Origin of the sequence: Kribbella sp. CA-247076, from assembly GCF_050942445.1 — a bacterium.
In the GTDB taxonomy this organism is placed as follows: domain Bacteria; phylum Actinomycetota; class Actinomycetes; order Propionibacteriales; family Kribbellaceae; genus Kribbella.
In genome coordinates this window covers 1,919,056-1,942,145 of sequence record NZ_CP192051.1, presented here as the reverse complement: position 1 = coordinate 1,942,145, position 23,090 = coordinate 1,919,056, and the positions used below count along the sequence as shown (strand labels likewise).

The 23,090-nt window shown below is 70.1% G+C and carries 23 protein-coding genes; 11 read left to right on the top strand and 12 right to left on the bottom strand.

Annotation, left to right across the window (positions count from 1 at the left end):
* Window positions 1-6: 6 nt before the first annotated feature.
* From ACQPYZ_RS09395 to ACQPYZ_RS09360, 8 genes are all read right to left on the bottom strand, one after another.
* Entirely contained in the window at window positions 7-2,442 is a 2,436-nt protein-coding gene (locus tag ACQPYZ_RS09395; protein WP_433167052.1) for an FtsX-like permease family protein, read from the bottom strand.
* The gene (locus tag ACQPYZ_RS09390) at window positions 2,439-3,164 is read right to left on the bottom strand and encodes an ABC transporter ATP-binding protein (RefSeq protein ID WP_433167051.1); all 726 of its coding nucleotides are present in this window, start codon (window positions 3,162-3,164) and stop codon (window positions 2,439-2,441) included. Before ACQPYZ_RS09390 ends, ACQPYZ_RS09395 begins: the two co-directional genes overlap by 4 nt.
* Entirely contained in the window at window positions 3,161-3,742 is a 582-nt protein-coding gene (locus ACQPYZ_RS09385; RefSeq protein ID WP_433167050.1) for a PadR family transcriptional regulator, read from the bottom strand. Before ACQPYZ_RS09385 ends, ACQPYZ_RS09390 begins: the two co-directional genes overlap by 4 nt.
* Before the next feature lie 71 nt (window positions 3,743-3,813).
* Window positions 3,814-4,608, bottom strand: a complete 795-nt coding sequence (locus ACQPYZ_RS09380; RefSeq protein ID WP_433167049.1) for a sugar phosphate isomerase/epimerase family protein — start codon at window positions 4,606-4,608, stop codon at window positions 3,814-3,816.
* A complete protein-coding gene (locus ACQPYZ_RS09375; protein ID WP_433167048.1) occupies window positions 4,605-5,657 on the bottom strand; it encodes a zinc-binding dehydrogenase in 1,053 nt (350 codons plus the stop codon). The genes ACQPYZ_RS09380 and ACQPYZ_RS09375 overlap by 4 nt, the downstream gene beginning before the upstream one ends.
* 30 nt (window positions 5,658-5,687) lie before the next feature.
* Window positions 5,688-6,584, bottom strand: a complete 897-nt coding sequence (locus ACQPYZ_RS09370) for a carbohydrate ABC transporter permease (RefSeq protein WP_433167047.1) — start codon at window positions 6,582-6,584, stop codon at window positions 5,688-5,690.
* Window positions 6,584-7,498 (bottom strand): carbohydrate ABC transporter permease, encoded by a 915-nt coding sequence (locus tag ACQPYZ_RS09365; RefSeq protein WP_433167046.1) that lies wholly within the window; start codon window positions 7,496-7,498, stop codon window positions 6,584-6,586. Before ACQPYZ_RS09365 ends, ACQPYZ_RS09370 begins: the two co-directional genes overlap by 1 nt.
* A gap of 1 nt (window position 7,499) precedes the next feature.
* Complete coding sequence (locus ACQPYZ_RS09360; protein WP_433167045.1) at window positions 7,500-8,804, bottom strand: ABC transporter substrate-binding protein; 1,305 nt, start codon at window positions 8,802-8,804, stop codon at window positions 7,500-7,502.
* 139 nt (window positions 8,805-8,943) lie between these two features.
* On the opposite strand from ACQPYZ_RS09360, the gene ACQPYZ_RS09355 reads away from it, so the two are divergent.
* The 4 genes from ACQPYZ_RS09355 to ACQPYZ_RS09340 all read left to right on the top strand — a co-directional run bounded on the left by ACQPYZ_RS09355 (window position 8,944) and on the right by ACQPYZ_RS09340 (window position 12,962).
* Entirely contained in the window at window positions 8,944-9,981 is a 1,038-nt protein-coding gene (locus ACQPYZ_RS09355) for a LacI family DNA-binding transcriptional regulator (RefSeq protein WP_433167044.1), read from the top strand.
* A gap of 135 nt (window positions 9,982-10,116) precedes the next feature.
* Entirely contained in the window at window positions 10,117-11,721 is a 1,605-nt protein-coding gene (locus ACQPYZ_RS09350) for an alkaline phosphatase D family protein (protein ID WP_433167043.1), read from the top strand.
* A 92-nt stretch (window positions 11,722-11,813) separates the two neighbouring features.
* Window positions 11,814-12,059, top strand: a complete 246-nt coding sequence (locus tag ACQPYZ_RS09345) for a hypothetical protein (protein ID WP_433167042.1) — start codon at window positions 11,814-11,816, stop codon at window positions 12,057-12,059.
* Window positions 12,060-12,113: 54 nt separating this feature from the next.
* A complete protein-coding gene (locus ACQPYZ_RS09340) occupies window positions 12,114-12,962 on the top strand; it encodes a PhzF family phenazine biosynthesis protein (protein ID WP_433167041.1) in 849 nt (282 codons plus the stop codon).
* Here the strand turns inward: ACQPYZ_RS09340 and ACQPYZ_RS09335 are convergent.
* Entirely contained in the window at window positions 12,952-13,410 is a 459-nt protein-coding gene (locus tag ACQPYZ_RS09335) for an Lrp/AsnC family transcriptional regulator (RefSeq protein ID WP_433167040.1), read from the bottom strand. The genes ACQPYZ_RS09340 and ACQPYZ_RS09335 overlap by 11 nt on opposite strands.
* A gap of 149 nt (window positions 13,411-13,559) precedes the next feature.
* Here ACQPYZ_RS09335 and ACQPYZ_RS09330 point away from each other — a divergent pair, with 149 nt between their 5' ends.
* Together ACQPYZ_RS09330 and ACQPYZ_RS09325 are read left to right on the top strand one after the other, a co-directional pair.
* Window positions 13,560-14,855, top strand: a complete 1,296-nt coding sequence (locus ACQPYZ_RS09330; RefSeq protein WP_433167039.1) for an amidohydrolase family protein — start codon at window positions 13,560-13,562, stop codon at window positions 14,853-14,855.
* 50 nt (window positions 14,856-14,905) lie between these two features.
* Entirely contained in the window at window positions 14,906-15,775 is an 870-nt protein-coding gene (locus tag ACQPYZ_RS09325) for a hypothetical protein (RefSeq protein WP_433167038.1), read from the top strand.
* Here ACQPYZ_RS09325 and ACQPYZ_RS09320 read toward each other — a convergent pair.
* The 3 genes from ACQPYZ_RS09320 to ACQPYZ_RS09310 all read right to left on the bottom strand — a co-directional run bounded on the left by ACQPYZ_RS09320 (window position 15,716) and on the right by ACQPYZ_RS09310 (window position 18,087).
* Window positions 15,716-16,303, bottom strand: a complete 588-nt coding sequence (locus ACQPYZ_RS09320; protein WP_433167037.1) for a hypothetical protein — start codon at window positions 16,301-16,303, stop codon at window positions 15,716-15,718. The two genes, ACQPYZ_RS09325 and ACQPYZ_RS09320, sit on opposite strands and share 60 nt — an antisense overlap.
* Window positions 16,304-16,401: 98 nt before the next feature.
* A complete protein-coding gene (locus ACQPYZ_RS09315) occupies window positions 16,402-17,259 on the bottom strand; it encodes an alpha/beta hydrolase (protein ID WP_433167036.1) in 858 nt (285 codons plus the stop codon).
* Between the two features lie 102 nt (window positions 17,260-17,361).
* Entirely contained in the window at window positions 17,362-18,087 is a 726-nt protein-coding gene (locus ACQPYZ_RS09310) for a hypothetical protein (RefSeq protein WP_433167035.1), read from the bottom strand.
* A 161-nt stretch (window positions 18,088-18,248) separates the two neighbouring features.
* Here ACQPYZ_RS09310 and ACQPYZ_RS09305 point away from each other — a divergent pair, with 161 nt between their 5' ends.
* The 5 genes from ACQPYZ_RS09305 (at window position 18,249) to ACQPYZ_RS09285 (ending at window position 23,089) form a co-directional block, all read left to right on the top strand.
* Window positions 18,249-19,052, top strand: coding sequence for an alpha/beta fold hydrolase (locus ACQPYZ_RS09305; RefSeq protein WP_433167034.1), 804 nt, complete (start codon window positions 18,249-18,251; stop codon window positions 19,050-19,052).
* Window positions 19,053-19,092: 40 nt separating this feature from the next.
* Window positions 19,093-20,103: a DUF5937 family protein gene (locus tag ACQPYZ_RS09300; RefSeq protein ID WP_433167033.1), complete on the top strand. Its 1,011-nt coding sequence runs from the start codon at window positions 19,093-19,095 to the stop codon at window positions 20,101-20,103.
* A gap of 24 nt (window positions 20,104-20,127) precedes the next feature.
* Complete coding sequence (locus ACQPYZ_RS09295; protein ID WP_433167032.1) at window positions 20,128-21,288, top strand: L-tyrosine/L-tryptophan isonitrile synthase family protein; 1,161 nt, start codon at window positions 20,128-20,130, stop codon at window positions 21,286-21,288.
* 92 nt (window positions 21,289-21,380) lie between these two features.
* Window positions 21,381-22,619, top strand: coding sequence for an MFS transporter (locus tag ACQPYZ_RS09290; RefSeq protein WP_433167031.1), 1,239 nt, complete (start codon window positions 21,381-21,383; stop codon window positions 22,617-22,619).
* On the top strand, window positions 22,619-23,089 hold the full coding sequence (locus ACQPYZ_RS09285) for a winged helix-turn-helix transcriptional regulator (protein WP_433167030.1): 471 nt from the start codon (window positions 22,619-22,621) through the stop codon (window positions 23,087-23,089). The genes ACQPYZ_RS09290 and ACQPYZ_RS09285 overlap by 1 nt, the downstream gene beginning before the upstream one ends.
* Window position 23,090: the final 1 nt, after the last annotated feature.

Genomic DNA, 23,090 nt, shown 5'->3' with positions numbered 1-23,090 from the left:
CGCAGGTCACTCGACGGGGTTGCGGGCTGTCTGGGCGGGCTCGCGGGTGGACAGGAGCCAGGCTCCGATGGTCGCGGCCAGCGGCAGGCCGAGGACGATGACGGCGAGGTGGAGGATCGGGACCGGGACGAGGTCGCCCAGGTCGGACGCGAATCCGGCGATCAGGCCGGCGTACGCGGCGGCGGTGCCGAGGACGACGCCCAGGATCGCCAGGCCGCCAGCGGTGGCGGCCGTCAGCGTGCGGCGGGTTCGTGTGGTGGCGCCGGCCGCGCTGAGCACCCGGAGGTCGCGAGCACCCTCCGCGCGGACCAGACCGACCGTCATGGCCATGATGCCGAGCGCGGCCAGCATCCCGGCCGCGGTCGCGCCTGACCTCAGGGCGCCCAGACCGCCCTGGCGGTTCCGCACCTCGACCGTCAGGCCTGCACCGGCCGCCGTCTCCTGGACAGCGACGAGTTGGTCGGTTGTCAGCGGCGAGGGGGTGCTGACCAGCCAGCGGCCGGACGGAACGGCGACCCAACCGCGCTCGGTCAGCGCCTGATCGGTGACGAAGGTGCCCGGCAGCGAGTCGTAGCCTGGCTCGAGCCGCTGAACGCTCTCGAGCCGCTCGATCTTCGTCCGCACCCCGAGCAGGGCGAGCTCACCGATCTCACGGGAATGTACGGCGTCACCGGGAGCGTCGGCGAGTCGACGGCCGCTGCGAGCGAGACTGTCCGGGGTCGCGACGTACAGCAGGCTGACGTCCATCCAGCCGTCCTCCGTGTGCCGGGCCAGGCTGATCGCCATCCGTCCGTCGAAGTTCGGGTCGCGCGGGGTAGCGGGATCGAGGGCCGCGTCGAGCGGCGTCACCGTGGGGTCGTCCAGCGACGCGACCAGGCGATCGACGCCGGCGCGGAGACCGTCGAGGTCGTCCGCCTCGGGCACGAACGGCCCGTCCACCTGGCTGGACCGGATCAGCAACTGGCCGGCCGGCAGATTCCCCTCGTCGTCGGTCGCCTGGGCAGCTGTCGTCGAAACCACCAGCGCGACGGCGATTCCCAGCGTCAGCGTGATCGCCGCCAGTGCGGCACCCGAGCGGGCCCGGTAGCGGGCCAGGTCGCCGATCGCCAGGCGGACGCCGACCGGGAACCGTCCGACGGACGCTCCGAGCACGCGCAGCGCCAGCGGACAGACGAACAGCACCGCGAGCGTCAACGCGACCACTCCGGCGACCAGCAGAGCGGCGTTCGTCCAGTGCACCCTCGTCTCGTCGGCCAGGTCGCCGCCCAGCACCAGACACCCGAGCCCCGTCACGGCGAACACCACTGCGAGAGCGGCCGAGCGACGTACCGGCTGCGGTTCGGGCGGGCGGCCGGACAGCGCGCGGACCGTTGGTACCCGCGCGACTGTGCGAGCCGGCCACCAGGCAGCCGCCGTTCCGGCGACCACAGCGAGTAGCATCCCGGCGGCGATCACCCAGACCGGCACCGCGAACTGGTCGATCCGGTAGCCGACGGCACGCTCGACCAGCGGGGCGACGCCGAACCAGCCGGCCAGACCGACGACCGCACCGACCACGGCGGCGACAGCTCCTACTGCGGTTCCGTTGGCCAGCGTCACCAGGCGGAGCCGGCGCTCGGTGGCACCGATCGCCGCCAGCAGGCCGAGTTGGCGCATGCGCCGATGGGCGACGACGACGAAGCCGGCCGCCGCGATCAGCGCGATCAACAGCAAGGCGACAGTCGAGAGCACGAGCGTGGTCACGGCTGCGACCAGGCCCTGACCCGCTGGTCGCGATCCGATGTCGAGAGCCGCTCCGCTGGGTGGCCGGAACGCGCGTACCTCGTCGTCGGACCCATCGACCAGCACCGTCACCTCGCCGGCACCGTCGACGGCACCATCGACGGTGGACGGTGGCAGCAGCACGAACTCGTCACCGAGATCCCCGGGATTCTCGACGACACCGACGACCGTTCGCGGTACTCCGTCGAGCGCGACCGGCCGACCGACGTCGACCCGGAGGGCGGCGGCCAGGCCGTCGGTGATCGCGACCTGGCCGGCTGCCGGATACCTTCCCTCGAGCAGCGCCAGCCGCGGGCCGCCTAGTCGGCCGGCGGGATCCTGGGTGCGGTAGTCGACGGGCTCGAAGACCCCCGGCCGCGGCACGTGGCGATCGACGATCACCTCGTGGCGTCGGAACGCCTCCCGGGCAGCGGGAATGTCGCGAGCCAACGACTGCGGATCGCCGCTGAACCTCACGACGTGAGTGGCGGCACCGAAGACCGCGTTGTCCGGCACCGGCGTCGTCGTGTACGCGGCCGAGGTCAAACCGATCGAAGCGGCGACCGCGGCCGACAGGACCGCGATGACCAGGACCTGCTGCCGCCACTCCCGGCGGAACATCCGCCAGGCCCAGCGCACCACCGCCCGGCGCGAGGCATCGGGTCCACGTCGGCTCGTCATCGAGCCGCACCCTGCCCGAGCAAGGTCTCCGGGCCCGCCGGACGCGTGGTCTGGTCGACGATGCGGCCGTCCCGCAGGAAGACGATCCGATCCGCCCACGACGCGAGCTGCGCGTCGTGGGTGACGACCACACCCGCGACACCGCGCCGGCAGGCCGTGCGCAGCATCCGCATGACCGCTTCGCCGTTGACCGAGTCCAGGGCACCGGTCGGTTCGTCCGCGAGCAGCACCCGGCGGTCACCGACGACGGCACGTGCGATCGCGATCCGCTGGCGCTCACCGCCGGACAATTCGTCGGCGTACTGCTGCGCCTGCCTGGCCAGACCGAGCTCCTCGAGGACCGCGAGGCCGATCGTCCGCGCGGCGCGTACGCCGACGCCGTCGAGCTCGAGCGGTAGCGTCACGTTCTCGACCGCGGTCAGGCCGGGGAGCAGATTGAAGTCCTGGAAGACGAAGCCGATCGTCCGCCGGCGCAACCGCGCCCGGTCGTCCCGCGACATCGTGGCCAACGGCAGGCCGGTCACCAGCACCTCCCCGCCGGACGGCTCCTCCAGACTGCCCGCGATCGTCAGCAGCGTGCTCTTTCCCGAGCCGCTGGGACCCATCACCGCGACCAGTTCACCCGCCTGGACCGTCAGGTCCAGATCACGCAGGGCGTGGACCTCGCCGGCGGCGGCGCCGTACGTCTTCGACACCTGCCGAAGCTCGACCGCGGCACTCATACCCGGGCCGCCCGCCTCGTGACCGCGCGCTCGGTGCGTGCGGTGGGCTGCTCGTGGGACTGGTGCGCCAGCCGCGCCTCCGTGGCGTCGAGCCACCGCACTACCGCCTCGAGGCGGAACAGCTCCGCGTCGGCGATCAAGGCCAGACTCAGCTCACTGTCCGGCGCCTCGGCCTTGAGGTGGGTGTATCGCTGCATCAGCTCGACCAGGTGCCGGCGATGGGCCTGCAGCAGCGCGGGAACATCGGCGCCCGGCAGCCGCAACGCCACCAGAACCTTGATCACGAGCTCGTCACGCGGCGGGCCGGCGACGTCCGGCGTCGTCCGTAGCCACGTCGTCAACTCGTCCTGGCCGGCGGGCGTGATCCGGAAGGTCTTCTGTGGACCTTCGCGCTCCACACCCGCCGCGTCCTCGGACTCGACCAGCTCGTCACGCTCGAGCCGCTGCAGGGTGAGGTAGACCTGGCCGACGTTCAGCGGCCAAACCTCCCCGGTCCGCGACTCGAACTCCTGCCGCAACTGCAGACCGTACTTCGGTCCCTCCGCGAGCAGGGCGAGCAGCGCATGGCGGATGCTCATCGTTCCTCCGTCCAGCCAGGATGATACTCGGTATAATACCCAGTATTGTCCTGCTGTCGAGAGGGCTTCTCTCAGCGGGTCAGGAGCTTGGCTACCTTGGGGAGGACCTGGTCGACGGTGGTGCTCAGGCCGCATTCCATCGCCAGCCAACCCTGGTAACCGATCGCTTCCAGGGCGTCCAGGGTCTCCGGCCAGTCGTAGTGGCCGGCGCCGGGTTCGAGGCGGTTGCTGTCGCCCAGCTGGACGTGGCCGATCAGCGCGCCGGCGTCCTTGATCGACTCGCCGATCCGAGCCTCCTCGATCGACATGTGGAAGGTGTCCGCGGTGATCATCACGCCGGGCGATGCGACCTCCTCGACGACCGAGACCGCGTCCGCCAACCGGTTGATCACGAAGTCCTCGAACCGGTTCAACGGCTCCAGGTAGACCTTCGCGCCGACGGACTCGGCGTGCTCGCCGACCTCGCGCAGCGCCTCGACCAACGCGGCGCGCGAGTCCTCGACCGACCGCGGCGGTTCGAACGGCGGCAGCCGCCGGGAGAACAGGCCGAACGCGTGCGGCGACACGATGCCGGTACCGCCTGCCGCCGCGATCGTGCTGAGGTGGACCTTGAGCTGCTCGATCGCGTCCCGGCGGCGGTCCGGGTCGAAGTCGCCGATGAAGTGGTCCATGTGGACGACGGCGGTCGGCATGAGTACGCCGGCGTCGCGGGCCCGGCGCAGTTCGTCGAGCCGCGCGCCGAAGATGCCGTCACCCCGCGCGGACAGTTCGATGCCGTCGAACCCCACCGTCCGCACAAACTTGAACTTGTCCTCCAACGTCTCGCCGGGCAGGGTCATCTCGGCGGCTGCGAGCCGGAAGCTCATGCGGTCATCCCTTCGTCGAAGCTGAGTACGACCTGCAGCGCCTCCTGCGGACGCTCGTCGAGCATCCGGAAGGCTTCGGCGGCGTCGGCCATCGGCACGGTGTGAGTGATCAGGTCGGTCACGTTCAGCCGCTTCGCCGACGCGAGCTGGATGGCCGTCGTCGCCAGCCGGTCGTAGTCCCAGCGGTGCTGCAGTCCCGGCGCGACACCCGAGATCTGCGAGCAGACCAACGCCACCCGGTTGTGGTGGAACTCCTCCCCCAGCCGCAGGCCGGCTCCCTCGCCTTGCATGAAGCCGGCCACGCAGACCCGCGAACTGTAGGCGACCGACCGGACCGCCTCGTGCAATGCGTGGTAGCTGCCCGACACCTCCAGGCAGACGTCGGCCCCACGCCCGTCGGTGAGCTCGCGGATCCGCTCCGCCACCCCTCCCTCGGCCGGGTCGAGCGCGAGGTCGGCCCCGAGCTCCAGCGCCAGTTGACGTCGAGCTGGCAGGCCATCGACGGCGATCACCCGGCCGCCGTTCAGCCGGGAGAGCTGCGCGGCCAGCTGACCGGGTACGCCGAGACCGAAAACGGCCACCGTCTCGCCGATATGGATGTCCGCGTCCAGCACGAGGTTCAGCGCGATCGCACCGATCTGGCTGAAGATGCCGACCCGCGGATCGACCGCCGGGTCGAGGATCCGCCGCGCGGCCCACTCCGCCTTCTTGACCGTGTGGCTGCGATGTCCCCAGGTGCCCCAGACGACGTCCCCGACCTTCACTCCTTCGGCGGCCGTACCGAGCGAGACGACCTCGCCGACCTCCTCGTATCCCCAGCCGTCGACTGGGTAGCTGAACGAGGTGCCGCCGTCGACGAAGAGACGGGACGCGTCATCCCATCGCTTGTTCAGGTAGGGGTTGCTGCCGCGGTACGCCGTGAGTTCGGTGCCTGCCGAGATGCCGGAGTACAAGGTGCGGATGAGGACCTCGTCAGGCTCGGGCGTGCGCTCGAGGTCGGGCACCACCTCCGCGACGCGTGGTGAGCTGAATCTGACCAGGGATGGCATAGGTCTCCTTCGGGTTCGAGCAGAACGGGGTCAGCCCTTGACGGCGCCGGAGATGAAGCCCTGCGTGACCTGCCGTTGCAGGATCACGAAGATGACGATGACCGGGACGATCGTGATCAACGTGCCGGCCGCGAGCGGCCCGATGTCCATCGAGCGGCCGCCGGTGAAGTTGTACAGCCCGGCCGTGAGCGGCCGGTACTTCCCGCTGGGCAGGTAGAGCAGCGGCACCAGGAAGTTGTTCCAGTTGCTCAGGAACGTGAACACCGTCAGCGCGGCCGCGCCCGAGCTCACCAGCGGCATCATCACCTGCGCGAAGATGCGCCCCTCGGACGCGCCGTCGATCCGGGCCGCCTGCTCGAGCTCCTCCGGCAGGTCGGAGAAGAACGCCCGCATGAAGAACGTCCCGAACGACAAGTTGGTGGAGATCAGTACCAGGTTGGCCCCCACGAGGCTGTCCAGCAGCCCCATCGACCGCAGCTGGAAGTACAACGGGATCATGTACGTGAAGAACGGCACCAGCAGGCCGAGTACGACGAGGTAGAAGACGACCGACCGTCCCGGGAAGGGCAACCGGGCGAACGCGTAGCCGGCCATCGTGGAGATCACGATCACCACCGCCGTACTCGGAACGCTGAGCAGGACGCTGTCCAGCAGGTAGCTGCTGAACTGCCCCACCGTCCAGGCCGACCGCAGGTTCTCCAGGGAGAACGACGAGAACAGCCCGAACGGATTGCTCCGGACGTCCTGCGGGGTCTTGAGCGCCGTCGAGATGACCAGCAGCACCGGGAACAACGTGAGCGCCGCCATCGCGACCAGGACCAGGTGGCGGACCACCAGCCCGCTGGACCGGTGGGCGGACAATCGCCGGACTGCGGGGCGGTTCTCGGACTCGCTGCCGCGGGAGACAGCCACAGGTACGTCGACCATCAGGCCCCCAGCCCTTGCAGCGAGAGCCGTCGCTGGAGACGGTTCAGCATGATGGCGAACGGAACCGCCAGGACCGTGATCAGCAGGGCCAGCACCGTGCCGTAGCTGATCCGGTTGAGCTCGAACGCGCTCGAGTACGCGTAGGTCCCGAGCACCTCGGTCGCGTCGGCCGGTCCACCGCCGGTCATGATGAAGATGATGTCGAAGACGCTGAACCCGCCGACCAGGGTGAGCGTCAGGACCATCAGGAACACCGGCATGATCTGCGGCAGCAGGATGTGCCACAGCCGCTGGGCCGCGTTCGCGCCGTCGATCCGGGCGGCGTCGACGAGCTCGACATCGACGTTCCGCAGGGCCGACAGGATGATCATGGTGACGAACCCGCAGGTCGCCCAGATCGCGGTCGCCAGCACCGCGAAGATCGCGGTGTCCGGGTCTCCGAGCCAGCCGCGGCTCAGGCCGTCGAGCCCGACCGCGCCGAGGAGGCGGTTGATCCAGCCGTTGACCGGGTCGTACATCCAGCCCCAGACGATGCCGATCGCGACCCCGGGCAGCAGGAACGGCAGGAAGAACAGCAGCCGGTAGACCGAGCCGCCGCGGCCGGACCAGATCAGCACCGCGGTCAGCAGCCCGATGACCATCGGCGCGGCGGTGCCGATCGCGATCCAGATCGCGTTGTTGCCGAGCGCGTGCCAGGTCGCGGAGTCGGTGAACATCTCGGTGAAGTTGCTCAGTCCGACGAACGGCGGGGTCGGGTCGAGGCCGTCGAAGTCGACCACCGCGTAGTACAGCGCGTTGGCCATCGGGAACACGAAGAACACCGCCGTGACGACCGCGACCGGCAGCGCGAGCAGGATGCCGAGCCGCGCCTGGGCTCTGCGGGTGACCGCGGGAACGTTGCTGGCGGCCCGCATCCTACTTGGCCGACTTCTCGTACGCCGCCTGCAGCTGGGCGGCCACCTGGGCCGGCTCGGCCTGGTCGCTCAGGACGCCCTGGATGCCCTTCCACATGGCGTTGTTGAAGACGTCGGTGGTGAGGACGTCGATGTTGTACCCGAAGTCACCGGTGCCGTCGGCGATCTTGGCCGAGTCGTCCAGCACCTGCTTGAACAGCGGCGACGCCGTCATCCCGTTCGTGTCGATCGGGTACGCCGGGATGTCCTGCAACTTCTCCGCCGCCCAGCGACCATGCTCCGGGGTCAGCAGGTAGTCGAGGAACTTGATCGACGCCTCCGCCTTGGTGGTCGAGGCGGACACGAACGTGCCGGAGCCGAGACCGCCGCTGAAGATGCCCGGGCCGTCCTTGGCCGGGAACGGGACGAACCCGACCTCGAACTTGGCGTTCCGCTCGATGTCCAGGGCCAGCCAGCTGCCGGTCGGGTTCATCGCGGCCTTGCCGGAGTAGAACAGCGCGTTCGCGTTGTCGTAGGTGACCGCGGTCGGCGACGGCGTGAGCAGCCCCTTGTCGTTCCAGTCCTTCCAGACCGCCAGCGAGTCCACGACCGGCTGGCTGTTCCACGACGTACGGCCGTTGAGCAGGTCGTCCATGCCCTTGGAGCCGACCGCGCTGGACAGCGCCATGCTGAGCAGGTGGCCGCCCTGCCAGCCTTCCTTGTCGCTGACGGCGAGCGGGACGACATTGTTCTGCTTGAGCTTCTCGGCCGCGGCGGTCAGCTCGGGCAGCGTCTTCGGCTGGGCGATCCCGTACTTCGCGAACAGGGTCTTGTTGTAGAAGACGCCGACCTCCTCGATCTGGCTCGGCACGCCGACGATCTTGCCGTCGAACGTGACCCGCTTCTTCGCGAAGTCGTAGATCGGCCAGTCGTGCTCGTCGTACGCACCGGTCAGGTCGTAGACCAGGCCGGCCTTGGCCAGCGCGCCGGCGAAGCCCGGGCCGGTGTCGTAGCCGAAGACGTCGGGCCCCTCACCGGAGCGCAGCTGGGTCTGCAGGACGGTCCGGACGTTCTCGGACGGGATGACGTCGAGCTTCACGGTGATGCCGGGATTCTTCGACTCGAACGTCTTCAGGTCGGACTTGATCAGCTCCAGGTCCGCCGGATCCTCCGGCTGGCCGATCATGTAGCGGATCTCCTGCTGTTCGCTGGTGTCCTGCTGGACGTCCCCGGACCCGGTGCCGGGCGCGCCGCCGGTGCAGGCCGCAGTGGCGAACAGTGCTCCGGTGGTCAGCGCGATCGAGGCGACGTACGCGATCTTGTTCACGAGGCGACTTCCTTGTCGGCGGCGAGGCGTCGGATACTTCTAACGTTGGAAGTTCTAACGTTAGAAGTGATGCTGACCGGGCTCGTGGGCTCTGTCAAGATGTCGTCCTACGGTGTTTCGAGCCAGTCGAGAGGAAGCCATGACGTCGTCCGCGAACGGTGGGCCGCCGCGTCCGGCCCGGTTGAAGGACGTCGCGGAGCTGGCCGGGGTGTCGTTGAAGACCGTGACCAACGTGGTGCACGAGCGGCGGCACGTGAAGGCCGAGACCCGGGCGCGGGTGAAGGCGGCCATCGCCGAGCTCGGCTACACCCCGTCGCTGGTCGGGCGGCAACTGCAGAGCGGCCGCAGCAACATCGTCGCGCTCGCCGTACCGCGGATCGACGAGCCGTACCTGGGCGCCCTCGCGCACGCGCTGATCATGGCCGGCGAACGGCACGGGTACGCCGTCTTCACCGACGAGACCGGTCGCAGTGACGAGCACGAACTCCGGGCCGCCGGCGGCTACCCCGGTCACAGCATCGACGGGGTCATCTACAGCCCGCTCGCGGTGGATCCGGGGCGGGTGACGGAGATGAGCCGGTTCACGCCGATGGTGATGCTCGGCGAACACCTGAGCGAGGGCGCGGCCGACTACGTCGCGATCGACAACGAGCAGTCCGCGCGGGACGTCGTACGGCATCTGGCCGAGGGAGGTCGGCGGCGGATCGCCTACCTCGGCGGCAACCCGGCCCGGCCGTCGAGCGTCGGGCAGTTGCGGCAGCTCGGCTTCGGGGCCGCTGTGCGCGAGCTCGGCCTGGAGAGCCGGCCCGAGTGGCTGCTGCGCTGCGACCGGTACAGCCGGGAGACGGGCGCGGCGATGGCCGAGCAACTGCTGCCCCGGATCGGGCAGATCGACGCCGTCGTCTGCGCGAGCGACCTGCTCGCGATCGGCGCGATCCGGACCTTCACCGAGCACCAGGTCCGGGTCCCCGACGACGTCGCGGTCATCGGCTGGGACAACATCGTCGACGGCCGCTACCTGACCCCGAGCCTCAGCAGTGTCGCCACGGACATGGACCTGCTGGCCGACCGCACCTTCGAGGCCCTCATCAGCAGGATCCAGGGCAACCGCGACCCGGCCCGGGTCTACACCGTCCCCCACGAACTCGTCATCCGCGAGTCCAGCCGCCCCCGCTGAGGCGAACCCGCCAGTCGGACAGGCAGCGTTCGCTCCGGTGTTGTGTGCTGTTGGCCGGTCGAACGGCAGTGCTTGACACCGTTCTGTCTCGCGTTGTCAACCACTCACGAACGCCTGGAAGGACCTCGAGCGAGCATGAGCCGTCCCGACGCTGAGCAGAACCCGTCCACCGAGCTGAGCCGCCGCAACCTGCTGGCGATCGGCGGCCTCGGCGCCGCGGCCGCCGTCGTCGGCGGTCAGCTCGCCGCGCCACCGACGGCCGCCGCCCTGCCGCCGCAGCTCGGCGACCCCTTCCGTCTCGGTGTGGCGTCCGGCGATCCGCTGCCGGACGGATTCGTGCTGTGGACCCGCCTGGCTCCGGACCCGCTCGCGGAGGACGGGACGGGCGGCATGCCGCCGCAGTCGTTCGGCGTACGGTACGAGATCGCCGAGGACGAACGCTTCCGCCGGATCGTCCGCCGGCGCGCCGTCGAAACCACCCCGGAGCTCGGTCACTCCGTGCACGCCGAGGTCTCCGGACTCCGGCCGGGACGCGAGTACTTCTACCGCTTCCGCACCGGCAACGCGATCAGCCCGGTCGGCCGGACCAAGACGGCGCCGGCGTTCGATGCTTGTCCGTCCCGGTTGCGCCTCGCGATCACGAGCTGCCAGAACTACCCGGCCGGGTACTTCGTCGGTTACCGCGACATCGTCGCCCAGGACCTCGACCTGGTCGTCCACCTCGGCGACTACATCTACGAAGGCCCGTCGGCCGGCAACCCGGCGCTCGACCGCGCCCACGTTCCCCCGGTGGAGATCACGAACCTCACGCAGTACCGGATCCGGCATGCGCAGTACAAGACCGATCCCGCGCTGCAGGCCGCGCACGCGAACCTGCCGTTCCTGGTCATCCCCGACGACCACGAGGTGACCAACAACTACGCCGACGACATCGGCGGCGGCGACTCGGGCGAGGTGTTCCTGGCCCGGCGTACGGCGGCCTACCAGGCCTACTACGAGAACATGCCGCTGCGGCGGTCGTCGCTGCCGGCCGGTCCGGACATCCAGCTCTTCCGGCGCGTCCGGTACGGCGATCTCGCGCAGTTCCACCTACTCGACACCCGGCAGTACCGCTCGAACCAGGCCAAGTGGACCGCGGCCGACGCGATCGGCGGCTACTCCCCCGGCTCGCTCGACCCCGAGCGGACCATCCTCGGGGACACGCAGGAGCAGTGGCTGCTGCACGGGCTGGCGACGTCGAGGGCGCGCTGGAACGTGATCGCGAACCAGACGAAGTTCGCGCCGTTCGACAAGAAGGCCGGCGCGGGGGTCGAGTACTCCTCGCAGGACGGCTGGGGTGAAGGCTATGTTGCCGATCGCAACCAGTTGCTCGGTTTCATCGCCGAGCACCGGCCGGCCAACCCGGTCGTCATCACCGGCGACGCCCATCGCAACTGGGTGTTCGACCTCAAGGCCGACTTCGGCGACCCCGGCTCGGAGACGTTGGCGACCGAGTATCTAGGTACGTCCATCAGCAGTGGCGGCGACACTGTTCCCACCACGGTGTACGGACCGACTGCCGACAATCCGCACCTCAAGTTCCAGAACAACCAGCGCGGCTACATGCGGGTGGAGGTCACTCGCGACCAGTGGCGGGCCGACTTCCGCGTGTCCGACACCGTCCTCCAGCCGGACGCGCCGCTCTACACCCTCGCCACCTTCGTGACCGACAACGGCAAGCCCGGCGCCCGCCGGGTGTGATCAGTTCGACGTCCTGCTCGTCCCGACGCTCTATGTCGTCCTCCCGAGCCTGATTGGTGGGGCGGGTGGACGGTTACCGGGGTGGTCAGCGAATGGAGGCGATGATGAGCTTTGACCGGCCCGGTCCGGACGACACGCGCCAGACCGTCAGCGACACCGAACTGAACGAGGCGTTGGAGAACGACGAACTCGACAAAGGCCGCCTGGACATCGAACAGGTCGACCACGACGCGGGCGAGCCCTCCGCCGGCCCCGAACCCAACCCCGACCGGCGCCCGCCCCGCGAGCAGGACGTGACGCCGGGCACCGAAGGTCGTCCGGTCGAGCCTCCGGACTGAGCCGCACACCGGGTCGGTCGCCTATGCTGGCGAGGCGGGTTCGGAGAGGGGCTGGTGGTCAGGGTGCGGGTGCGGGAGTTCGTCCAGGTGGATGTGTTTGCTTCAGGCCCCTATACCGGGAATCCGGTGGCGGTGGTGCTGGACGGGACGGAGCTGAGCGACCAGGAGATGCAGCGGCTCGCGGTGTGGACGAACCTGTCCGAGACCACGTTCGTGCTGCCGCCGACGGTCCCGGAGGCGGACTACCGGCTGCGGATCTTCACGCCCGGAGGCGAGTTGCCGTTCGCCGGGCATCCCACCCTCGGCTCGGCGTGGGCCTGGCTGGACGGCGGCGGCGTACCGCAGCACGCCGACCGCATCGTCCAGGAGTGCGCTGCCGGCTTGGTCGCCGTACGGCGTGACGAGGACAGGCTGTCGTTCGCGGCCCCGCCCCGGGTGCGGGAGGGCTCGCTCGAGGACGACTACCTCGACCGGATCGTCACCGCGTTCGGCATCACGCCTGACCGCGTCGTGGCTCACCAGTGGGTCGACAACGGACCCGGCTGGGCCGTGATCCACCTGCCCACGGCCGAGGAGGTTCTCAAGCTCGAACCCGATCTCGCCCTCATCCCGACCGCCATGGTCGGCGCGATCGGGCCGTATCCCGACGGGCACGAGTACGACTTCGAGCTGCGGACCTTCGCCCCCGGGGTCGGCGTCCCCGAAGACCCCGCCTGCGGCAGCATGAACGCCTCCGTCGGTCAGTGGCTGATCTCCACCGGTGCGGCGCCTTCGTCGTACCGCGTCTCCCAGGGCGCGAGAGTCGGACGGGCCGCAAGCATCGAGGTCACCGCCGACCCGGACGGCACCGTATGGGTCAGCGGCGCAACCACCACCTGCATCCGCGGCACCATCACTCTCTGACCGTCCCGGCCGTCTCAGCCGACAGCGTCTTCATGGTGACGTAGCTGTTGACTGTCGCCACGCCGGGCAGCGTCGCCAACTGGTTGGCGTGGAACTCTTCGTACGCCGGCAGGTCGGCGACCTCGACCTGCAGCAGGTAGTCGAAGTTGCCGGTGACGTGGTGACACGCGACCACCTCGGGCAACCGCACGACCCCACGCTCGAACGCAACCACGTCCGGCCGGGTGTGCCGTACCAGCCGAACCCCTGCGAACACCCGCAGGCTCCGGCCGACCGCGGCGGGATCGATCAACGCCCGGTACCCGCGAATGACCCCCGCGTCCTCCAACTGCCGCACCCGCCGCAAACACGGCGACGGCGACAACCCGACCCGAGCCGCGAGCTCGTTGTTATTGATCCGCCCCTCCCGCTCGAGCACGCCCAGAATCGCCCGGTCCACGTCATCCATACCGGCAGAATATTGCGCCAAGCCGCCAGCTACCACAATCCCCAGCCACCACTCCGCGCAATTTGCTGCCAAAGTTGCCAACACTCGGCGATATGGCGTCGGGCGATCGGCCACGCTTGAGCGAGTCCGGCATCCCCAGAAGGAGTCCGATGAAGACGTTGTTGCGTGGTGGCGCCGTGGTCAGCATGGATCCGGTGGTGGGCGAGCTCGCGCGCGGTGACGTGCTGATCGAGGACGGCGTGATCGTCGAGGTGGGCGAGTACGTCGACGCGCCGGACGCCGAGGTGATCGACGCGACCGACCGGATCGTCATGCCCGGCTTCGTCGACAACCACCGGCACAGTTGGCAGACTGCCTTCCGAGGGGTCGGTGCGGACTGGACGTTCCCTGAGTGGGCGGTGGCGATGCACGGCACGGTCAAGCCCCACTACCGGCCCGAGGACGTCTACGTGGGCACGCGGCTCGGCCGGCTGGAGGCGTTGCACTCCGGCGTGACGACGATGCTGGACTGGTACCACGTCGCGCAGAGCCATGAGCACGAGGACGCCGCCGTCGCCGCGCTCCGGGACGCGCCGGGACGATCGATTTTCTGCCTGGGCGCCGGCTGGGGTACACCCAACCCCGTCGAGGCCGACATCCGCCGCGTTCGTTCCGAGCTGAGCGGGGACGGCCTGGTCACGATGGCGTTCGGGCTGCGTGGTGCCGAGGACACCGGCACGGACATGGTCGCCCAGGAGCTGAAGTTGGCGGCCGAGCTCGACCTGCGCACCAGTCTGCACGTCGCCTCCGACGGTACGCAGCGACCGGTCGCCGACCTGCACGAGTACGGTCTGCTGCGCGACACCACGACGTACGTGCACGCCAACGGGATCAGCGACGACGAGCTGCGGATGCTCGCCGACGCGGGCGCCTCGCTGTCGATCAGCCCGGACGTCGAGCTGAAGATGGGGTTCGGATCGCCGATGACCGGCCGGGCGCTGGCCGCCGGTCTCCGGCCGACCCTGTCGATCGACGACGTCCCGTCGGTCGGCGGCGACATGTTCTCGACGATGCGTACGGCGTTCGCCGTCCAACGCGGCCTGGACGGCGGTCTGCGATCCCGGGACCTACTGGAGTTCGCCACCGTCGACGCGGCCCGGTCGTGCGGCCTCGACTCCCGGACCGGCAGCATCACGCCCGGCAAGGACGCAGACCTCATCCTGCTGCGCACCGACGACCTGACCGTGTTCCCGGTCACCGACCCGGTCGCCACCATCGTCAGCGCCGGCCACCCCGGCCTGGTCGACACCGTCCTCGTCGGCGGCCACGTGGTCAAACGCGACGGCGTACTGCTCGGCGTCGACCTCCCGGCCCTCAGAAACCGACTGCTCGAGTCCCGTAACCGCATCGCAGCCGCCGCCGGCGTCCCGCTCGACACCACCTGGCATCCCCAGCCGAATCGGTGACCGTGGTTGCATGGGCACCTCGGAGTCTCGACGACGAGAGGTGTTCGGGCGTGGGTCGGGTGCTGGTGACTGGGGTGCGCGGGAAGACCGGGGTTGCGCTGGCTGACTTGCTGGGTGCGCGGACGGGGGTGGAGGTTCTCGGCGGGAGCAGTGATCCGTCGGCGGTAGTCGGTGATGGAGTGGTGCCGACTGCGTTCTCCTGGGACGAGCCGGGCGGATGGGCGGCGGCGACCGAGGGCGTCGACGCCATGTACCTCGTCCGGCCGGATCGGGCGGACGCGCCGGAGTTGATCGGGGCGCTCCTCGACCAGACTCCCCCTCAGACGCACGTCGTGCTTCTGTCCGAGCGAAATGCTCCGGACGGCTGGGCGCTCCGGGCCGAACGCGCCGTACGCGGAGGCACGCACAGCTGGACGATCCTGCGGCCGAGCTGGTTCCTGCAGGTCTTCACCGATCGGCGCTTCTACCAGGACCAGATCCTCGACCGTGGCGAGCTGCCGTTCCCGAGTCGGGGCGCGCACGTGGCCTGGATCGACGCCCGCGACATCGCTGCCGTGGCAGAGCGGGCGCTGCTGGAGGACGGGCACGCCGGGCAGGTCTACGAGCTCTCCGGACCCGAGTCGCTCTCGCTCCCACGCACCGCGGAGCTGCTCACTCGCGCGGCCGGACGGCCGGTGGTGCACCGCGAGCTGACGATCGACGAAGCGGTGGAGGGGATGGACGGATTCGAGCGCGAGCTCACCGTGTTGACGTTCGAGCGGGTGTACGCCGGTAGCTTCGCGGACGTGACCGACACCGTCGAGCACGTCGTCGGCCGGCCGGCGTACACCGTGCAGACCTTTCTCGCCGACGCAGGCTGGTCAGGGCATGCTCGGGACGGGTTCGGCCCTGGTGGCGAGGCGCCGGCGCCGGGCGACTAGCCACGCCGTCGCGACGAACTCCACCCCACCGGTGGCCGCGTAGATGGCCACTGCCATCAGCCTCGGCTGGTCGACCCGCACCGCCACGAAGAGGTACACGACGGCGGCGATCACCGAGAAGCCGTTGGCGAGGATCAGCGGCCACTGACTGCCGAGCCGCCGACGACGCCGCAGTACGACGATCAGCTGGGCGGCGCCGGTGACGCCGGCCCAGACACCGAAGACCGCGAAGACGGCCGGGACACCGATACTCGCGGCGATGCCGAGGGCAACGGCAGCGAGCACGCCCGAGGCGGCGTTGATCAGCAGCGGACGCCGCGAGGACGGCTGCTGGCCGCGGGCGTCCACGAAGGTGGCGACCGCGTCGATCAACGGGTAGACGACGAGCAGGACGCCGGCGGCGACCGTGACCTCCGTGGTCACCGAGCGGATGGCGGTCGCGAAGACGACCGCCCAGAGGATCGCGACGAGGCCTCGGACGAGGAACACCCGCAGGGTCCTGGAGTCGTTCTGTGCCGAAGAGTTCATGAGGGGCTCCGTAGGTAGGCAGCGTTGTGACACGGCCACTGTCACGCTGCCTCGGAGCCTTCGGACCCGGGGAAACCACGGGGCCGTCCGGACGCGGACTACGGGATCGGGGTGCGGAGGAAGGCCAGGAAGGTCTGGCGGAAGGCGGACGGCTTCTGGCCGGTGGCGTCGTACAGAACCTCTTGGGCGTGGCCTGAGCCGGCCGGGAGCAGGATCAGTCGGGAGCCTTTGGTGGCTTTGCTGAGGGCGGTGAGCTCGGCGACCGTGGAGGCGGTGTCGTCGGGGGCCAGGACGTAGAGGACCGCCTGGCGGATGGCCGGGGCGGCCGTCACCGCGCTCGTCTCCAGTGCGTCGGCGGTTCCGAGAGGGGTGGCAAGTTCGGCGGTGGAGAGCGAGACGACGGCGGTGATTCCGGAGTTCGGGCGGGCGGCGGCGACCAGCGGGATCGAGCCGCCGGCGGATGCGCCGACGACCACGACCTGGGTGGCGCCGCGGGCACGCAGGTCAGCGACGACGGCGAGGAGGTCGTCGATCGGGCGGACTTCGTTGACGCACGTACTCGAGCCGACGCACGCCTGGTCGTAACCGACGACGTTGAGGCCTGCCTTGGCCAGCCAGCCGAGCTCACCGGCCCAGTTGCAGATTCCGCGCGAACCCGAGCCGTGCACGAGCACCACGCCGAGCCGTCCGCTGCCCGCGCCGGCGGCGTACAGCTGCACCTCGTTGCTGACTTTCACCACGCGTGGCGTCACGCCGGCCTGCTGATCCGGCAACCCGCACCGCTCGGCCAAGGGCTCGGGAGCGATGGGCGACGACATGCTGGGTGACGGCGACCCGGTCGGCACCGGCGCCGACGACTGTGGCGACTCCACGTCTGGGGTCTCCTCCGCGCAGCCGGCGGACAAGAGGCTGACAGTGGCCAGGAGTACGACGGTTGCTGCCGTGAGTGCACGCAAGATGAGAGATCCTTCCGGGTCGCCGTCGAAGGATCATAGGAGCGCCCCGACCCGGCCGGCATGGATTTCGCCAGGACGAAATCCATGCCGGCACCGGAGGGGTCACACGATGGTCAGGTGGTAGTTGAACGTCTTGATGTGCCCGATCGTGTTCGTCCCGTGCACGCGGACGGTGTGGACCCCGCGCGGCAGCGGCTTGAGCATCAGGAAGAACCCGTCCATCACGGCCGGCTGGCGGTGACCGGTGATGCACGGGTCGAACGCCGTCTGCATGCTCAGGTGACCCTTGATCCGGAAGAGGTTCCTGGACACGTGCCGGTGATCCTCGAGGACACGAGGCACCGGCCGGCCGTCGATCGTCACCGACAGGTGGTCGACGGTGTCCATGGCGGCGTCCGCGTCGGCGGCCAGGAAGTCGTACAGCCGTTGTCCGGGCGCCGGCCGGAAGGTCGGGTCCGCCGCGCACGGGTAGGTGGAGACCACGGCACCGATGTAGAGCAGGATCGCCTTCTGCCGCGGGATCGTGCAGCGGCGCGTGCCCTCGAACACCGGCGGCCCGGCGATCCGCGCGACGAACCAGACCGGGCCCCGCTGGTTCACCCCGCAGTTGGCGCCGGTGTCGTCGAACAGCGGGCTGCGGTCGTACGGCGTCCCGTACACCCACTGCGAGGCGCGCTCACCCCAGGTGGCGATGCTCGCGCCGTACGGCCTGGCATGGCTCGGGTAGACCTGCGCCCGTCCGTTGCCCCCGGCAACCGCCGGCGTCACGGCCGAGGTGAACAGCAGCGCCAGCGCGCCACAACCCCCGATGACTGACCTGATCTTCACAACCGCCTCCCGCGGATCGATGGACCCGCCCAGCGAAAGCCCCACCGCCACCCCCGGCAACCATTAAGCCACCCCGGAAGTCTGCGGGCGGCTGTCGAAGCACGGGCTCCGGTTCCGACGTTCCGGCAAACCCACCGAGGGTACGGAAGCGAGGTTCGACCATGCAGAAGACAGTTTCGGCGGACGGCACCGTCATCGCCTATGACCGGCTGGGCAGCGGTCCCGCGCTGGTGCTGGTCACCGGCTTGCTCTGCGATCGCGCGAAGATGGCGCCTACCGCCGAGGAGTTGGCCAAGCACTACACCGTCCTCAACTACGACCGGCGAGGACGAGGCGGCAGCGGCGACACCGCGCCGTACGCGATCCAGCGCGAGATCGACGACCTCGCCGCCGTCCTGGGCGAGGCCGGTGCCGGCGCGGCGGTCTACGCCCACTCGTCCGGCGCCGGCCTGGCTCTGCACGCCGCGGCGCGCGGTCTCCCGGTGAGCCGGGTCGTGCTCCACGAGGCGCCGTACACCGCCGGCCTCGAGGACGAGCGCGAGGAAGCGCGCCGGATCGGCACGGAACTGCGGGACCTGCTCGGCGCCGGCCGGTACGGCGATGCGGTCGAGATGATGCTGATCGCCACCGGGATGCCGGCGGAGCTGGTCGAGGAGTCACGGACGGCGCCGTGGTGGGCGGCACTGGAAGCGATGGCTCCCACGATGTCGTACGACTCGGAGGTCATGGGCGACCTCGACGGCGGCGGTGTACCGCTGGAGATGGTTGCGTCAGTCACCGTTCCCGCGCTCGTGCTCTGTGGCGGCGCCAGTCCCGACTGGATGCTCAGCGTCGCACGACAGCTGTCCGACGCCCTGCCGGCCGGAACCCTGCAGGTGCTGGACCACCAGGAGCATGTCGTGCCCCCGGAGATCCTGGCCCCGGTCCTGGTGGAGTACTTGGGGAGGGATTTCGGGAGGGCTTAATTGTTTCGGTGGTGGGCTGGGGATCCCTACGATCGGCGGTGTGATCGTGCTTCGGCTGACTGTGGCGGACCTCGGTCGGCTGCGGTTCGCGTACTCGCCGCTGGCCGAGGCCGCCGAGAGTCTGTATGTGCTGGCGTCCGGACGCGTGCCGGAGGTGCACCGTGGCTGGTTCGGCGAGGTCCGGCGCCGGCTCCCGGACGCGGACATGAACCTGCTGCTGTCCGCAGTACCCGCGCGTCGTTACATGGCCGACTTCCTGTTCGCCGGGGCCGTGTCCCCGCACACGTCGATCGAGCAGCAGCTGGCGTACGTCGCCGCCGTGCAGCCCGACCATCTCCGCCGGGAGTTCGAGATGGTGTGGTCGGGCGAGGCGATGCCGGCGGTCGTCCACGACCTGCTGACCGATCCCGGCGGAGCGCGGCGGCTGGCGGACGAGCTGTGGAAGTACTGGTCGGTCGCGATCGAGCCGCACTGGCGGGACATCCGCGCGGTGTTCGACGACGACGTCGCGTTCCGGGCCGCGGAGCTCACCAAGGGCGGGGTGACCGCGATGCTGGCCGACCTTCACCCGGAGATCAGCATCCAGGGTGAGGTACTGCGGATCGACAAGCTGGCGAACCTGGACACGGACATGACCACGGCCGGGGTGGTCCTGGTCCCGAGCGCGTTCTCCTGGCCGAACGTCGTCTTCGCCACCGGCGCCGGCGGACCCGCCTGCCTGACCTATCCGGCTCGCGGGGTCGGCAATCTCTGGGACCGTCACGACTCCTCGGTCGAGGACGACGCGCTGAGCGCGCTGCTCGGGCGCAGCCGGGCCGCCATCCTGTCGGCGCTCGCCCTCCCCCACTCCACCACCGAGCTCGCGGTCGAGCTCGGCCAGAGCACACCGGCCGTCAGTCAGCATCTCGGCGTCCTCAAGCGCAGTGGACTGGTGGTCTCCTGGCGCGCCGGCCGCAGCGTCATGTACCGCCGCACCCCGCTCGGCACCAGCGTGGTCGCGGCGGACGGATCAGCGATCGACGACGAGTGGACCGGATCCGGCCCCACCTGAGCTTGAAAGGCGCCGGGTGGAGCCATGGCCCGAACGGTGTTGTCCGCTGCGGACACCGAACGCCTGCTCCACGCGCTCACCGACCGCGCGAACCGGACCGGCCGTCGCTTCGCGCGGTTCGCCCGCCGGGCCGCCCGGCCGGACGCCCGCCGTCACGTCGTCGACCTCTTGAGACACGTGGCCGAGCCGGATCAGGACCTGGTCACCCGTTTCATGGCACGCGGTGAACCGATCCGCCTGCTGGCGATCGGCTTCCCGTACAAGCAGTACGACAACGGCCTCAAGGCCGCCGGCCCCCGGCCAGACCTGGCCGAGGTGAGGACGCTGTTGCGCTTCCGCGCGCTGCGGAACGTCGTGTGCGCGTTCTACCCACCCGGCATCCGGGTGACCATCCTCAGCGACGGCGGGTACTACTGCTCGCGCCCCCGCGCCGACCTCGAGGCGTACAGGTCCGAGCTCGCGCTCCTCCTCGACCGGGTCGGGGTCGCCGGCTTCGTCGAGGTCCGGCCGCTCGCCGACGTACTGCGCCTGGCGGTCGGCCCGGACACCTGGCGGCGCCGCGAGACCGTGATCGGCACGTTCCTCGCCGACGTCCGGGCCGCCGCCGGGCCCGCCCGGGACGGCGGGTCCGGACGGGCCGTCGCCGCCCGGATGTCGCGGCGTCACCTGGACCAGCCTGGCCTGCCGGGTTTCGACGCCGTGCTCGAGTCCTTCCTCGACTCCGTCCCGGTCCCCGGCGGAGACGTGGCCTGGACGTCCGCCGTACTGCGTTCGGTCCGCGAACTGAACGTCGGCCGGCCGTTGCGGGACGCCCGCCTCGCGGTCCTCGAGCGCGCCTGGCTCGACGCGACGCAGTATCTGGCCACCGCGACCGTCGACGAGCGCCTCGGAATCCTCGCCCGCCTGCCGGACCACCTCCGGCTGGTCGCCGGACCGAGACCGGGCGAGCACGACACCGAGACCCACGCCGGTACGCCGGCCTGGGGCGGCACCGGGTACGTCGACGATCACGGACGGGTCGGCGTCGCGCCGTACGAATGGACGCTCCGGCAGGGCAGTGTGCCGATCTACTCGGAGCTGTCCGGCGAGGAGCAGCCGTGGTTCATGCTGCATCCCGCACTCGCGTCGTCGCGATCCGGCCCACTCGGCGACCTGCTGGCGAGGATCACCGCCACGACCCTGTGAGGGGGATCACAGGAGACACCTGGATTGCTTGGAGCTACTCAGGTGTTCTGAGTAGCAATGAGCAACTCAGCTACCCTCCGAAGGGCCTCGGCATGACCGTTCTCGATCTTCCCGCGACCGCCCCGCGCACGCGTCGTACGCTGAGCCGCCGGGCCAGCTTCTGGACCGCGGCCGCGGTGGCCGGCATCAGTCTGTGGACGAGCGCCGCGCCCACGACGACGTACCCGCTGTACGCCGAGACCTGGCATCTCACCCCGGCCGCGACCACCGCGATCTTCGCCGTCTACCCGGTGGTCCTGGTGGTGTTCCTGCTGGTCTTCGGCCAGCTCTCCGACTACATCGGCCGCCGGGCCACCATGCTGTACGGCGTGGGCGCGATGCTCGCCGGCGTCCTGCTGTTCGCGGTCGCGCCGTCCGTCGGCTGGGTGTACGCCGGCCGGGCGCTGATCGGAGCCGGTGTCGGTCTGGCCCTGACCCCGGCGACCGCGGCGGCGGTCGAGCTGAGCGCACGCGGCAAGGAGGCCAAGGCTTCCTCGATCACGACGGCGGCGACCGCGGCCGGACTCGCGCTGGCGACGATCATCGGCGGCGGCCTGATCGAGTACGCGCCGGCACCGCTGCACCTGGACTTCTGGGTCCTGTTGGCTGTGATCGCGGTCGTGTTCGCCGCGGTCTGGCGGATGCCGCGGCACCTCAAGGACGAGGCCCAGGGCCGCTGGCGGCCGCGTCCGGTGACGGTCGCCAAGGGCATCCGGTTGCTGTACCTCGCGTCCGCACTCGCCGTCACCGCCGCCTACGCGTTCGGCTCGGTGTTCCTGGCGCTGGGTGCCGAGGTCGTCCGCGACCTGGTCGGCACCGGCAACCTCTTCGTGATCGGCGTGCTGCTGGCGATCTTCTCCATCGCGACCGGGATCACCGCGATCGCCGCACGGCGCTTCCGCGCGAGCCGGCTGGTACCGGTCGGCGGCGTCCTGACCCTGGTCGACCTGGTGCTGCTCGAACTGGCCGCGACCCAGCACTCGGTGCCGTTCTTCGTCGCCACCACGATCGTCGGCGGTACGGCGTACGGGCTGCTCTTCTCCGGTGGGCTCGGGCTGATCACCACGCACGCTCCGGCGCATCACCGCGGTGGCACCGTGGCCGCGGTCTACCTCGTCGCCTACATCATGCAGGGATCGATCGCGCTGGTCCTCGGGCTGGTGGCGACCGCGGCCGGCCTGAGTACGGCGCTCCTGCTCGGCGTGACCGTGATCGGTACGCTGGCGTTGCTCGTGATCGTGGCTGCCGGCCTGCTGGCGGCGAGCAACCGCGGCCCGGCGAAGGAGGCCTGATGACCACCCGGACGAAGCCGAACTGCTCGATCGCGCGGACGCTCGACATGGTCAGCGACCGCTGGTCCTTCCTGATCCTGCGCGAGGCGCACCTCGGCACGACCCGGTTCGCGGAGTTCCGCACCTACCTGCGGATCGCGCCGAACATCCTCGCGAACCGGCTGGCCGCGATGGTCGAGTCCGGCCTGCTGGAGAAGCGTGAGTACCAGGCCGAGGGCGAGCGGACGCGGTCGTCGTACCACCTGACCGCGGCCGGCGAGGACCTCAAGCTCGTCCTCGCCGCCCTGCAGCAGTGGGGTGACGTCCATGTCCCCCGCCCGGCCGGCCCGACCGTCGTCCGCCGGGACAAGGGGTCCGGCGACCTGGTCGACGTCGGCTTCGTCGGCCCGGACGGCAGCGCCGTACCGAGTGACGACGTCGTCTTCGAGCCGGTCGCCGGCGGCCCGGCCGATCGGAGCGGCTGGCGCTGAG